12 protein-coding genes and 1 pseudogene are annotated in these 13,052 nt (G+C 71.5%); 10 read left to right on the top strand and 3 right to left on the bottom strand.

Translation table 11 applies throughout. The annotated features are described in order from the left end of the window. Nucleotides 1–115: 115 nt before the first annotated feature. Entirely contained in the window at nt 116–1,492 is a 1,377-nt protein-coding gene (locus OG711_RS25675; RefSeq protein ID WP_329560667.1) for an aspartate aminotransferase family protein, read from the top strand. 60 nt (nt 1,493–1,552) lie between these two features. Here the strand turns inward: OG711_RS25675 and OG711_RS25680 are convergent, their stop codons facing one another. After that, nucleotides 1,553–1,927: a hypothetical protein gene (locus tag OG711_RS25680; RefSeq protein WP_329560669.1), complete on the bottom strand. Its 375-nt coding sequence runs from the start codon at nt 1,925–1,927 to the stop codon at nt 1,553–1,555. A 426-nt stretch (nt 1,928–2,353) separates the two neighbouring features. Between OG711_RS25680 and OG711_RS25685 the strand changes: the two genes are divergently transcribed. The 6 genes and pseudogenes from OG711_RS25685 to OG711_RS25710 all read left to right on the top strand — a co-directional run bounded on the left by OG711_RS25685 (nt 2,354) and on the right by OG711_RS25710 (nt 7,028). Continuing rightward, on the top strand, nt 2,354–3,685 hold the full coding sequence (locus OG711_RS25685; RefSeq protein ID WP_329560671.1) for a hypothetical protein: 1,332 nt from the start codon (nt 2,354–2,356) through the stop codon (nt 3,683–3,685). Between the two features lie 23 nt (nt 3,686–3,708). Beyond that, complete coding sequence (locus OG711_RS25690; protein ID WP_329560673.1) at nt 3,709–4,263, top strand: GNAT family N-acetyltransferase; 555 nt, start codon at nt 3,709–3,711, stop codon at nt 4,261–4,263. A gap of 70 nt (nt 4,264–4,333) precedes the next feature. Beyond that, nucleotides 4,334–4,594, top strand: a complete 261-nt coding sequence (locus OG711_RS25695; RefSeq protein WP_329560675.1) for a hypothetical protein — start codon at nt 4,334–4,336, stop codon at nt 4,592–4,594. A gap of 105 nt (nt 4,595–4,699) precedes the next feature. Next, nucleotides 4,700–5,574 (top strand): annotated as a pseudogene (locus OG711_RS25700) (GNAT family N-acetyltransferase). Nucleotides 5,575–6,007: 433 nt separating this feature from the next. Further along, a complete protein-coding gene (locus OG711_RS25705) occupies nt 6,008–6,571 on the top strand; it encodes an RNA polymerase sigma factor (protein ID WP_329560677.1) in 564 nt (187 codons plus the stop codon). Then, on the top strand, nt 6,564–7,028 hold the full coding sequence (locus OG711_RS25710; RefSeq protein ID WP_329560679.1) for a hypothetical protein: 465 nt from the start codon (nt 6,564–6,566) through the stop codon (nt 7,026–7,028). Before OG711_RS25705 ends, OG711_RS25710 begins: the two co-directional genes overlap by 8 nt. An 88-nt stretch (nt 7,029–7,116) precedes the next feature. Here the strand turns inward: OG711_RS25710 and OG711_RS25715 are convergent, their stop codons facing one another. Then, complete coding sequence (locus tag OG711_RS25715) at nt 7,117–7,524, bottom strand: HGxxPAAW family protein (RefSeq protein WP_329560681.1); 408 nt, start codon at nt 7,522–7,524, stop codon at nt 7,117–7,119. 118 nt (nt 7,525–7,642) lie between these two features. Here OG711_RS25715 and OG711_RS25720 point away from each other — a divergent pair, with 118 nt between their 5' ends. Next, nucleotides 7,643–8,110 carry a MarR family winged helix-turn-helix transcriptional regulator gene (locus OG711_RS25720; protein WP_099284268.1) on the top strand — a complete coding sequence of 156 codons (468 nt, stop codon included), beginning with the start codon at nt 7,643–7,645 and terminating at the stop codon, nt 8,108–8,110. Between the two features lie 262 nt (nt 8,111–8,372). Further along, nucleotides 8,373–9,854, top strand: coding sequence for an alpha/beta hydrolase (locus OG711_RS25725; RefSeq protein ID WP_329560685.1), 1,482 nt, complete (start codon nt 8,373–8,375; stop codon nt 9,852–9,854). 55 nt (nt 9,855–9,909) lie between these two features. On the opposite strand, the gene OG711_RS25730 is transcribed toward OG711_RS25725, so the two are convergent. Beyond that, the gene (locus OG711_RS25730) at nt 9,910–11,289 is read right to left on the bottom strand and encodes an SMI1/KNR4 family protein (protein WP_073793814.1); all 1,380 of its coding nucleotides are present in this window, start codon (nt 11,287–11,289) and stop codon (nt 9,910–9,912) included. A 459-nt stretch (nt 11,290–11,748) separates the two neighbouring features. Between OG711_RS25730 and OG711_RS25735 the strand changes: the two genes are divergently transcribed. Next, nucleotides 11,749–12,906: an acyl-CoA dehydrogenase family protein gene (locus OG711_RS25735; protein WP_329560687.1), complete on the top strand. Its 1,158-nt coding sequence runs from the start codon at nt 11,749–11,751 to the stop codon at nt 12,904–12,906. Nucleotides 12,907–13,052 lie beyond the last annotated feature (146 nt).

A 13,052-nucleotide genomic window follows, 5' to 3' on the forward strand; every position in this document is an offset into this window, starting at 1 on the left:
CAGCTCCGGTGATCCCCCCCCGGCGGAGCCGCACCGAGTTTTGGGCAATACCTCCGGACCCGTCAAGGCCGCGTATTCCGGCCATCAGGACAGCGGTAAGCGACAGGAGAGACAGATGGGCATCGGAAACTCCGCGGACCACACCGCCGGGGCAGCGGCTTCTTCCCTCGGATCGACGGAACTCAGCGCTTCCTGGTTCGAACGGGCCAAGAGGTCCCTCGCGGGCGGGATCAGCTCCTCCTCCCGGCTCACCTCGACCGGGCCCGACCCCTATCCGCTGTACATGCGGAGCGGTTCGGGCGCGCGTATCCGGGATGTCGACGGCAACGAGTACCTGGACTATCTGCTGTCGTACGGCAGCGCCGTGCTCGGCCACGCGCCCCCCGAACTGACCGGGGAGCTCACGAAGGTGCTGGCCACCGGGACCATGTTCGGTACGTGCAACGTCCCCGAGGTCGAACTGGCCGAGCGGATACAGGAGATGGTGCCGTGCGCGGAGCTGGTCCGGTTCGCGAACTCCGGCTCCGAGGCCGTCCAGGGCGCGATCCGGACGGCCCGGGGCATCACCGGCCGGTCCCGTGTCCTGAAGTTCGAGGGGCACTACCACGGCTGGACCGACACCCTCGCGATCTCCAACCGCCCCGCGCCGGAGGAGACCGGACCGCACGACGCGCCGCACTCCGTGCCGCACTCGCCCGGTATCCCGGCCGGGGTGGTGGCCGATGTGGTGGTCTGCCCGTGGAACGACCCCGAGTCCCTGCGGGCGGTCTTCGCCGCCCACCCCGCCGAGTTCGCCGCCGCGATCTGCGAGCCGATCGTCGCCAACAACGCCTGTACGATGCCCGATCCCGGCTTCCTGGACCTGCTGCGCGACCTGTGCACGGCCCACGGGACCGCGCTGGTCTTCGACGAGGTCTGCACCGGCTTCCGTACGGGGCCCGGCGGGGCGCAGACGCTGTTCGGGGTGCGGCCGGATCTCGCCGTCTTCTCCAAGGCGCTGGGCGGCGGCCTGCCGATCGCGGCGTTCGCGGGCGTACGGGAGCTGATGGAACCGCTGGCGACCGGGTACGTCAAGCACGGCGGTACGTACAACTCCTCACCCCTGTGCGCCACCGCCGCGTCCCTCACCCTGGCCCGGCTCGCGGACCCGGCGGTCACGGGACGTATCGAAGCGACCGGGCAGCGGATCATGGAGGCGATCCGCCGGGCCGCGAAGGACCACGGGGTGCCGTGCGCGGTCCAGGGCGTCGGCGCGATGTTCCAGGTGGTCTTCACCCCGGACGGCACCCCGACCCGCGCGTACCGCGACACGTTCCGCCTCGACCGCCACCGCTACGACGCGTTCCGCCACCATCTGCTGCTCCAGGGCGTACACACCAACGCGTACGGCCTGGCCTGCTGGTTCGTCTCCTCGGCGGTCACCCCCGACGAGCTGGACCGCACCTGCGAGGCGATCGACGTGGCGTTCGCGGGGCTGGCGGGGGATTCGTGACGGGCCGGCCGGCGAGGTGACGCCGGGGCCCCGGGACACGGCCCCGGGTCCCGGCTCCGATCAGTGGACCGTGCCCCGCGGATGGCCCCGCTTCCTGTGCAGGTCCATCATCTCCACGACGACCATGAGGGCGCCCGTGTCGCTCCGGTCGAGCGTGGACCGCATGGCGTTGCGGAGCGACGCGCACTGCGGGCAGGTGTCCGGGTTCACCGGACCGTCCCGGGGGACGATCAGCTCCTGGTACGAGAGCATCGCGGGGGCCTTGTCCTCGGCGTGCCGTCGGTGGGGGTCGCCCGGTCCAGGGGCGGGAAGGGTGCGCAGGGTGTGACGGTCACGGGGGCCGCCTGACGCGTTCTTCTTCAGGACGCAGCCCGGGTCGGGGCACCGGCACGGTCCGAAGTCGAGGGGATTGTCGAGGAGCGGGCCATCGTTCACCGCGCGTCCTTCCAGGCCAAGTGTGTCCAGGTTGCAGAATCGATGCTGGGGTACTTGTGCTGGCCCGTTGCATGAGATAGATCCCCGTGCGGTGCCCACATGAGGCGAGGGCCCTGTGCAGTCGGTGCTGGCTCCGCAACGTCGGATCGGGGTTTGTTTGGTTGCATGGGGCTCCCTTGATTCAACAATCGCATGCGTGTCCGCACGGGCACTCTGAGCGATGACCGGACGAGCCTTGCAACCGCAGCGTTACGGTTCTACCCCCATTCCCTACTCGGTCTTCGGTTGGGAGAACGCGCGGGTGGCTCGGACCTCCCTCGGTGATCCCTCGTTTGGCTCAAGGGCCGTCCAAACCAGCCGAATTGGCGTGGAGCGAGGGCTACCTTCGCTATGGCATGCCGGGGAGTCAGCCGGAAGGGGATCACGATGCGGACATTGTTCCGGTGTCTGCTGGACGAGCGCGAATGGCGCACACATAAGGCGTTCCTGGACCAGTTCAGTCCGGTAGCCGCGAGGCTCGGCGTAAGTGACATCGAACCCGCCTTGACCACGTTTGAAGCGTGGTACTACGGAAAGCGCCGCCCGCAGCGAGACGCCCGCCGGGTCCTTGTCGCGATGCTCGGCTACAGCATCGACCAACTGTGGAGCGAGGTGCCCGACGGGGCCGAGCCTGTACCAGCTCCCCCTCGTAAGCCGGTTGTGTTGCATACCGACCACACCGACCTCGGCATGGATCTGACCGATATGAAAAGGGTAGGTGCCATGGCAGCACGACGTGCACGTGATTTCGTCCTCGGGGCTGAGCGAGACCGAGTGGGAGACGAAGCTATAGGGTTCCTTGACGACGAAGTGGGCCGTCTTGTGGCCGCCTTCCCTCGGGTGCCGTTGTCTGACATCTGGGAAGACCTCGCATCAGCCCAGGATGATTCCTTCAGGCTGTTGGAGAGCGGGCGACTGCGACCCACGCAGCTCCGGGACCTGAACTTCAAGGCAACAGTGTTGTCCTTCCTGATGGCCAAGGGCAGCAACGATATGGGTGATCCGAAGACGGCGATGGTTCAGGCCCGAGTGGCGCTTGCCTGCGCCAACGATGCTGAGCATCCTGGTTTGATCGCCTTGGTGAACGGCCTCAAGTCCCTCATCGCCTACTGGGCTGACCAACCCGAGGACGCACTCCACTTCGCCCGTCAAGGGCAAGCCCACGCATCGGCCCTCCACGGCACGGTCGGCCTGTGGGCGTTGGGGCTGGAGGCCCGCGCGGCGGCACTTCTGGGTGACTCCGAATCCGTACTTGCCGCCAATCGCGCGGCTGAAGAGCGGCGAGCACAGGTCGTCCCTGACGATCTCGACACTCTTGGTGGACTTCTCACGTACCCGCTTTCCAAACAGCTCTACTACACGGTGGAGTCGCAGGTACTTCTGGGAAATGGTGGAGAGCGCCTCAGCGCACAAGCTGCCCACGCGGTAAGAGGATTCAGCGACCCCGATGCTCCTGACTGGGCTTTCGGTGATCTGGCCGGAGCACAGTGCAATCACGCCCTGACCTATCTGTACGCAGGTGACCTGGATGGCGCTGCCGCAGTCATCCGCCCCGTACTCGACCTGCCCTCTCCACTTCGCAACAACGGCATTGTCCTCTCGGCGGCGCGCGTACGTCAGGCCTTGTCCATCGGCCCGGCGCGTGACGCGATCCTGGCCAGAGAGCTGCGTGAGGAGATCGCACTGTACGAGCCGCGACGCCCCGCCCTCCCGCGCTGAGGGCACGGGTAAGGTCCCCCAGCATGCACCCGATCAGTCGTGATGCTCAGCGCTTGAAACTGCGAGAACTCACCGCCGACGACACGGCGGCGGTGTTCGCGATCTACGGCAGCCCCCAGGCCACGGAGCATCTGTCGTTCGAGCCTCGGAGCCCTGCGGACGTACAGCACATCGTCGCGAGGTCGATCGCGTCAGCGGTCGATACGCCACGTACCGAGTACGCGCTGGCCGTCGTCGAGCGCGGCAGCGGCGAGTTGATCGGGTTCGGACGCCTCGCCGCGGACCCGCACCAACCGAAGGCCGTCACCATGGGATTCGCGTTGCGTCCGGCGGCGTGGGGCGTGGGCTACGGAGTCGAGACCGTACGGCTTCTGCTCGGTCTCGCCTTCGACGGGCTCGATCTGCACCGGGTCTGGGGCGCGCGCTCTCCGCTCAACGAGGCATCCGCGCGCACCATGGCCAGGGCAGGCATGGTGGAGGAGGGCGTCATCCGCGAGCACATCCATAAGGGCGGCCGGTGGCGGGACTCCGTCGTCCACTCGATCCTCGACCGTGAATGGGCCGCTGTCCGTCCCTGACGAAGCACGCGAGAACGACCCCGTCTCACACGATCACAGCCCGTTCGAGATCCGCATTTGGAGGCGTTCCATGCATGAGCCTGCCGGGCTCAGGCCCTTGGCGACGTTCTTCCGGGGGAATCAGGTGGAGTTGCCCAGCACCGTGGAGGACATCCGTGCGGCGCTCCCCGCCGGAAGGCGGGAGGAGTTCGAGGGCGAGCTGGCCCGCTTCATCGGGCACTGGGCGCTGGAGTGCCGTCCTGATATCCGGGACGCGGACCGGGCGACGTTCGAGCGGCTTGAGCAGGGCGACTCCTCGGGGTTCACGGTGGCCGAGGACCTGGATTCGTGAGCGGACGCCGTGGCCGAGACCCGGGCCCAGGGCGTGTCCTGGCGGTCCGGTCGGCTGAGGAAAACCAGGTGCGGCCGGGCGCCGGGCTGGTGTGAGATCCGGGACATGACGATCGTTCTGAACGAGCCCGGCGTCGACGGGCTGACCGGGGCCGTGGACGCCCTCCGCGCATGGCAGGACGACCGCACGCCGCTGCAACTCCATCCGGGAGACCTCGGCTGGGCGCTGGGCGCTGGGCGCTGGGTGCGGAGAGGCTGGCCGCGGCCGTCCGCACCTGGAGCGTGGGCGGACGGATCATCGCCGTCGGATACCTGGACGCCCCTGATCTGCTGCGCCTGACGACCGCGCCGGACCTGCGACAGGACGGTGATCTGGCGCGCCGACTGCTGGCGGACCTCGGTGATCCGGAGCGCGGGGTCCTGCCGCCCGGGAAGGCCGCACTCGAAATCCCCGACGGCGCCCTGCTCCGCGAGGTCCTCCTGGAGGCGGGCTGGCATCCGGACGAGCCGTGGACGCCGCTGCGTCACGACCTCACCGGGCCGGTGAAGGACTCCGGCCTGCGGATCGAGGTGGCCGGTCCGGACACGGCAGGGGTGCGGACCGCGGTGCACCGCTCTGCGTTCGGCAGCCCGGCGTTCACCGAGGAGGTCTGGCACGTCCTCGCGGCCGGGCCGGTCTACGCCGACGCGCGCTGCCTGATCGGCTACGACGACCAGGACAACGCGGTGGCCGCGGCGACGGTCTGGTCGGCCGGGCACGGCAAGCCCGGCCTGCTGGAGCCGGTGGGCGTGCACGCCGACCATCGCGGTCGCGGCTACGGGACGGCGATGAGCGTCGCCGCCGCGGCGGCGCTGCGTGAACTGGGTGCGTCAAGCGCACTCGTCGCCGCCCCGAGCTCGAACGCCGCCGCCGTCGCCACCTACAGGGCGGCTGGATTCGAGCCGTCGCCCGAACGGCTGGACGTCGGCCGATCCGCCTGAGAACGATCAGGCGGCGGTACCGGACAGCCCGCGCCGCTGCCCCTGGCCGGGGCCGAACGCCTGCGGCGGCCCCCCTTCCTCCTCCGCCGCCGGACTATGGCGCGCCCCGGTTCTCGTCCTCGTCGCCTTGGTCCCACCGTCCAGGCTAGGTGGACGACCTCCGTCACGGATGAGGGCGCCAAGGTCGCACGGCGGCGCGTCGGCGCCCGCGCGTCCGATCCCGCGCTCCCCGCGCCTCGCATCGGACCCCGTCCGGGGAAGAATCCCCGGGACGTGAATCCTTTGGTGGCCGGGGTGCCTCTCATACCTGTGCGGGCGAACGGCGTCGGCACGGGAACGGAGGAAACCATGGACATGGTCATCGGTGGGGTCGTGGCGGCAGTGGCCGTCTGCGCGTGTGTGGTCTACGTGCTGCGCCGGTGGGGGCGTTCGCGTGGCTGACGTCAAGTGGCCCGGGGAGCGGCTGATCGCCGCCGCGCGGGAAGGGGACGCCGAGGCCACCGCAGCCCTGGTGTCGGGCTCGCATCCGCATGTCCAGCGCTTCGCGTACTCGCTGTGCGCCTCGCCCCAGGACGCCGAGGACGCCGCGCAGGAAGCGCTGATCATCCTGTACCGCAAGATCGGGATGCTGCGGGCCTCCGGGGCCCTGGCCTCGTGGATGTTCCGGATCGTCCGCAACGAGTGCCTGCGACGCTCGAAGTCGCTGCTGCGCGGACACGGCCCGCTCCCCGACACCGTCGTCCCGTCGTTCGAGGACGACGTGCTGCGGCGGCTGGAGGCGGACCGGGTGGCGGAGGCGATCGCCGCGTTGCCCGCCGACCAGCGGCGGGTGCTGATCATGCGGGACATCCAGGGGTACAGCGGGCGGACGACCGCCGACACCCTCGGCCTCAGCACCGCCGCGATGAAGTCCCGGCTGCACCGCGCCCGCGCCACGGTCCGCGAGACGTTGCGGCGCACGTCCCTCGACCCGGCGTGGGGAGGCGGCCATGACTGACCGGAAGGGCGGTACGTCCACGGCGGATCACGTACACCGGCAGGCCGTGACGACGGCATCGACGGCCCCGGGGAACTTCGCCAGTGCCTCGCTGCCCCGGCATCTGCTGCGGGGCGGGGCCGGGTTCGGCGCGCTGGCCGGGTCCGTGCTGCTGATCCCGGCCGTGGGACCGTTCAGTCTGGTGCTGGCCCCGCTGGGACTGCTCGCGCTGCGGGGGTGCCCGATGTGCTGGATGATCGGGCTGGTGCAGACCGTGTCGAGGGGCAGGCTGCGGCGTTCGTGCGCCGACGGCCGCTGCGAGCTGACCCGCCGGGAGCCGTCCGACGTACGCGGCGCCCACGAGGTACCCGGTGCACCCGATGCACGACCCCATGTACGCGGTGCGCCCGGCGTACGCAGCGCACATCACGTACCCGGCGTACCCGGCGTACCCGGGGTCGGCGTCAAGTCCGGCTGACCTGCCGTCACGGAGCCGCGCCCCCGCCCGGTAAGCCCCTCGGCGTCCGCCCCGGAGCCGGTCGCGGGGCGGTGTCGGGCGGGGCCCGTCAGGAGGCCAGGTCGGCCGGGGACCCCGTACGGTCGGCCGGGGACCCCGTACGGTCGGCCGGGGAATCCGTACGCGCCGCGGGGACCCGGGGCGCGGGGCGTACCGGGGTGACGCGCCGTCCGGCCAGTGCGCATCCGAGGCAGTCCGGGTGCCCCGCGCGGGCCGCGCGGTCGCGGACCCGTAAACCCCGCTCCGCGACGGGCCGCAGGCCGGGGGGTTTGCCCCAGCCCGTGAGATGCATGGCCCAGGTGGTCAGGACGGCCGCCGCCGTGACCGCGAGGCCGAGCCAGATCCCCGGCCGCCAGGAGATGACGCCCAGTCCGGTGACCGTGCCTCCGACCGTGGCGACGGCGACGCCCACCCAGCCCGCGAGGGTGTGGCCATGGTCGTAGGTATGTCCGCTCATGTGTCCGCCTTCCGGGCGCGCCGGACCGCGCCCACGGCATGCCGCGGCCACGCCACCTGCGCCGATCTATGATGGCTTAGCAAGTGAGAAATTTATCTTACGTACTAAGGAAAGTTCAATGGAGGGCAAGCCCCGCCCCGCAGCCTCCGCCTCGGACGTGCTCGCCGCGCTGGACGGCCTCGTCGCGACGAACATCGTGGGCAATCAGGAGTTCGCCCGGAACCTGGGCCTGAGCATCACGGACCTGACCTGCTTCGCGTATGTCCTGGAGGCGGGGGACACCCCGGTCACCGCCGGCGACCTGGCCGGCCGGGCGAACGTCACCACGGGGGCGGTGACCGGCATCCTCAACCGCCTGGAGCGCGGCGGATTCGTGACCCGGAGTCCGGACCCCGACGACCGGCGCCGGGTGCGCGTCGAGGCCGTCCCGGCCGCCGCCGAGCGTGTGCGGGCGGTCTACGACCCCTATCAGGCGCGCCTCGCGTCGCTGTTCGCCGACTACACCCCGGACGAGATCGCCGTACTCGCCGACTGGCTCACCCGCGCGTCCACGCTCGCCCGCGAGTACCTGGACGACTCCTGCTAGGCGCGCCGACCGCGAGCACGGCAGAACCCCCCTGCGTGTCTCGATCCGACCTGACCCGCCCCTGACCCGCCTTCGCCCCGCGCCCCGCTCTTCGGTCCCCGCCCCGCGCCCCCGGGTAGACCCTGAGCCGTCCCTGACCGGACCCGGAGATGCTCCCGACACGGGCGCCGCAGGGGCGGCGGCGCGCCTAACGTGACGACGTGCCCCGGCCGGGCCCGCACGTCTGACCACACCACCGCTCTCCTCAGGAGGAGGATCAGCCATGCCGTTAAGCGGCAGATCATCACCGCGGCGTATCGCCGCGCGGGGCACGGCCGTGGCCGGGGGAGTCGCCATGGTCCTCGTCGCCGGGCTCGCCACCGTCCCCGCTGTCCACGCGTCTCCGCCCGCCGCCGGGGCCCTGCGATGGGTGCCGTGCGGCGATCCGGCGAAGCCGGGAGCCGAGTGCGCCACTCTCCCGGTGCCGGTCGACTGGGCCCGCCCGGACGGGCCGCGGCTCGATCTGGCCGTGGCCCGCCGCCAGGCCACCGACCCCGGCGCACGCGTCGGCTCGATGGTGTTCGGGCCCGGCGGGCCGGGCGACTCGGGTGTGGAGATGGTGGCCGGCCGTATCGGCCGGTTCAGCCCCGAGGTCCGGCGCAGGTTCGACATCGTCAGCTTCGACCCGCGCGGTGTGGGCGCCAGCGGTGCGGTGACCTGCTCCGGCGACCTGCTCGCCGCGCGGCCGTCACCGGAGCTGACGAGCCAGGCGGACTTCGAGGCCACCGTGGCGTACAACGAACGGCTCCGTGCCGACTGCCGGGCCCGTACCGGTCCGGTGTTCGGGCATCTCGGCACCGCGCAGACGGTCCGGGACCTGGACGCTCTGCGGGCCGCCCTCGGTGAGCGGAAACTGACCTTCCACGGCAGCTCCTACGGCACGCTGCTCGGGGCGCGGTACGCCGAGACCTATCCGCGCCGGGTGCGCGCGACGGTGCTGGAGAGCGTCATGGACCACAGCGTCCCGACCGCCCGCGAGTTCCTGCGGGCCCAGGCGGTCGCGGCGGAGGATTCGTTCCGGGAGTTCGTGAAGTGGTGCGGCGGCAACGCGGACTGCGCGCTGCACGGCCGCGATGTCCGCGCCGTCTGGCGGGACCTGCTGGCCCGGGCCGGGCGCGGTGAGCTGGAGGACCCGTCGCGGCCGGGCAGCCCGGTGTCGCCCTCGGACCTGGTCAACAGGACCGCGTTCCGCAAGTTCTACGGGGCCGACCACGCCAGCCTGGCCACGGCGGTCGCGAAGATGGACGCGAGCGAGCCGCTGCCCGCCTCACCCACCTCGGTGGCGCCGCTGCATCCGGCGACCCCCGTCTTCTGCTCGGACTGGCACCTGCCCGTGCGCGACCACCGGGAGTACGCCTCGCTCGTCGCCATGATGAACAGGACCGCGCCCGACCTGCCCCATCTGCTGCCGATCCATATGGTGGCGGCGTGCCTGGGCGCGCCGACCGCCGACCCGCAGCGCCGCCTCGACGTGCGCGGCGCTCCGCCGATCCTGCTGTCCCACGCGCGGCACGACCCGGCCACCGGCTACCCGTGGGCGGTCTCCGTGGCCCGGCAGCTCGGCCGCGGCGGTGTGCTCCTCACCTACGAGGGCCACGGGCACGGCAGCGTCACCCGTGGCCCGTGCATGCGGGACGCCGTGGACCGCTATCTGACCGATCTGGTGGTGCCGCCCCGGGGCACCCGCTGCCCCGCCGTGCCGTAGGCCATCCCGGTGACCGGGGTGACCCCGGTCGCCGCGGCCACCCCGGTCACCGTCGTCACGCGGGGCCGAGGTCGGCTTCGAGGGTGGTGACGGTGATCAGGGGGCGGTTCCAGAGGGCGAGGAGTTCGTTGGCGAGGGTCACGACCGGGAACGGGTGCTCGCTGTTGCGTACCTCGATCGCGGCGGCGGACAGACCACGGGGAACGGCGCCGGCGTCGAGGAGGGCCCGCCAGTCGTCCGGTCCCAGCTCCAGGAACTCCAGTCCGGTCAGCCCGGCGATCTCCAGCGGGTCGGCGAGCGTACCGGGGTAGGCGGTGAGGGTCCGCAGCCGGGGGAGGCCGACGACCGGGGCGAGGCTGAGGGGTTCGCCCTCCCATACGCCGATGGACAGCACCTCCAGGCCGGGGTGGGCCGCGGCCTCGACGCTCTTCAGTGCCCCGGTGTTGACCCGGGCCACGACCGGCGGCCCGTCCTCCCGGAGACCGCGGTGGCCCTCGCCGTACCCCTTCAGCACCAGGTCGGTGAGGGAGTCGGCGAGCAGTCCGGCGCCCATGTCCTCCTCATGGCTGATCATGATGATCTGCCCGGTGTGTCCCTGGGGGCCGGGTGTCAGGTCGACGGCGATCCGGTCGCCCCCGCCGTTGTCGCCGAACACGATCCAGCCGGGTGAGCCGGCCAGCCCCTGCACCGCGGCGTCGGGCGGGGTGACGGCCGCCTCCATGGCCCCGGTCGGCCAGTCGAAGTGACGGGACGCCGCGTCGGCGACGTACGCCTCCGTCAGCGGGAGCAGTTCGCAGCCGACCGCCTCGGACTCCCGCTCCGCCGCCTCGTGGTCGTCGCCGTAGTCCTCCCAGCGGGCCCGCGTCACCCGGTAGAGCGCGCGGAGCTCGTCGGGCAGCGTGACGCCGAGCCGCGCCTCCGCCGCGGCGAGCTCCGCCTCGGACGCGCCGGTGGCCCCGGGAATCCGCTCGCGCAGCGTCCGCTCCAGCAGCGCGGGGTCCGCCGTCGGGGCCACGGTCGCCCCGGGCGCCGGGTCCGGGAGGCGGCGCCAGGGCTCGGGGACGGAACCGTCGACCAGGAGGAGCGCACCCGGGTGCGCCCCGCCGAAGCCGGGCTCCGCGGCCGGAGCGGGCCCGAAGAGACGCAGCAGCGTCCGCCCGGACGGCGCGATCTCCGCCACGAACGCGATGTCGTCGAATCCGGCGTCCCTGAGCGCGCCCTGCACCCGCTCCACCGCGTCCGTCTCGTCCCGCATGTCCTCGATCTGGTACGCCCTCCCGGGCGGCGGCTGCCGCCGGTTCAGGGGCAGGCTCCAGCTCCCCCGGCTGACGCGTCCGGCGATATGGCCGCCCGGGGCGGCGAAGCCCCTGGTGTCGCCGGCCCGCAGGAGCCGTACCACGGGTTCCCAGGTGGCGAAGTCGTGAATCGCGGACAACGGGGGCCTCCGGTGGTTCTGTTGGACGTGGTGGGACCGAGTATCGCGGAGGGCCGCCGTCCCGGACGCGCCCCGGACCGCCCTGCCCCGACTCCTCCGCCCCGGGACGCATCCTCCGGGGCCGTGTCCGCGTCCTGGGGGATGAGGCTGCCCCGGGATGAGACTGCCCTGGGATGAAGGCGTCCTGTCGGTCGGGCGGTCCTGTCGGTCGGGGCGGTCCTGTGGAACGGGGTCGTCCTGCCGGTCGAGGTGGGTTCTGCCGTTGAGGCGGGTCCTGTGGAACGGGGCCTCCCGTCGGCCGGGGCGGCCCTGTGGGATGGGTCGCAGCGCCGCCGCCGCTCTGGACGGTCCAGGTGACCGGCGGGTAATGTAGACCTGAGCAAGCGCTTAGTCCATTGTCGTGCCCGCAGCCGGTGTCGTACCCGCGGCCGGGCCGTTCGCCGCAGACGAAGGAGACCCGTGCGCCGCACCATCTACAACGAGGACCACGAGGCGTTCCGGGACACCGTCCGGGCCTTCATCGAGGCCGAGGTCGTCCCCGTCTACGACGAGTGGTACGCCGCCGGCCAGCCCCCGCGCGAGTTCTACGACAAGCTCGGTGAGCTGGGCGTCTTCGGGATCGAGGTGCCGGAGGAGTACGGCGGCGCCGGGCTGTCGACGTTCAAGTTCGAGGCCGTCATGGCCGAGGAGACCGCCCGCGCGGGGGTCTCGTTCGGCGGCAGCGGTGTCCATGTCCTGCTGTGTCTGCCGTACCTCAAGGCGTACGGCACCGAGGACCAGAAGAAGCGCTGGCTGCCGGACTTCGCCACCGGCCGGACCATGTACGCGATCGCCATGACCGAGCCGGGCACCGGCTCCGACCTCGCGGGGATGCAGACCACCGCGAAGCTCTCCGAGGACGGCACGCACTACGTCCTCAACGGCGCCAAGACCTTCATCACCGGCGGTGTGCACGCCGACCGGGTCATCGTCTGCGCCCGTACCGCGTCGTCCACCCCCGAGGACCGCCGCCACGGCATATCCCTCTTCGTGGTCGACACGAAGTCCGAGGGGTACGCGGTCGGCCGCAAGCTCGACAAGCTGGGCCTGAAGGTCTCCGACACCGCGGAACTGTCCTTCTCGGACGTCAAGGTGCCCGTGGAGGACCTGCTCGGCGAGGAGAACAAGGGCTTCTCGTACCTCGGGCAGAACCTCCCCCAGGAGCGGCTCGGTATCGCGGTCGGCGCGTACGCGCAGTCCAAGGCCGCCATCCGCTTCGCCCAGAACTACGTCGAGGAGCGCACGGTCTTCGGCAAGACGGTCGCGTCCTTCCAGAACACCAAGTTCGAACTGGCCGCGTGCAAGGCCGAGGTCGACGCGGCCGAGGCCGTCGTGGACCGGGCGATCGAGGCGCTCGACGCGGGTGAGCTGACCGCCGCGGAGGCCGCGTCCGCGAAGCTGTTCTGCACCGAGGTGGCGCACCGGGTGATCGACCGCTGTCTCCAGCTGCACGGCGGCTACGGCTTCATGAACGAGTACCCGATCGCCCGCCTGTACGCGGACAACCGCGTCAACCGCATCTACGGCGGCACGAGCGAGGTCATGAAGATGATCATCGCGAAGGACATGGGGCTGTAACCCCCTATGGGGCTGTAACCCCCTATGGGGCTGTAACCCCCTCCGGTACGGTCCGCCGTCCGCCGCTGTCCGTCCGGGCGGTCGGTGATCCCGGACGGACGGCGGCGGACGGGCCCTTGCTCCCCAGGTGAGTTCCGGACACCTGG

It is taken from the genome of Streptomyces uncialis (assembly GCF_036250755.1).
GTDB classification, from domain to species: Bacteria; Actinomycetota; Actinomycetes; order Streptomycetales; family Streptomycetaceae; genus Streptomyces; species Streptomyces uncialis.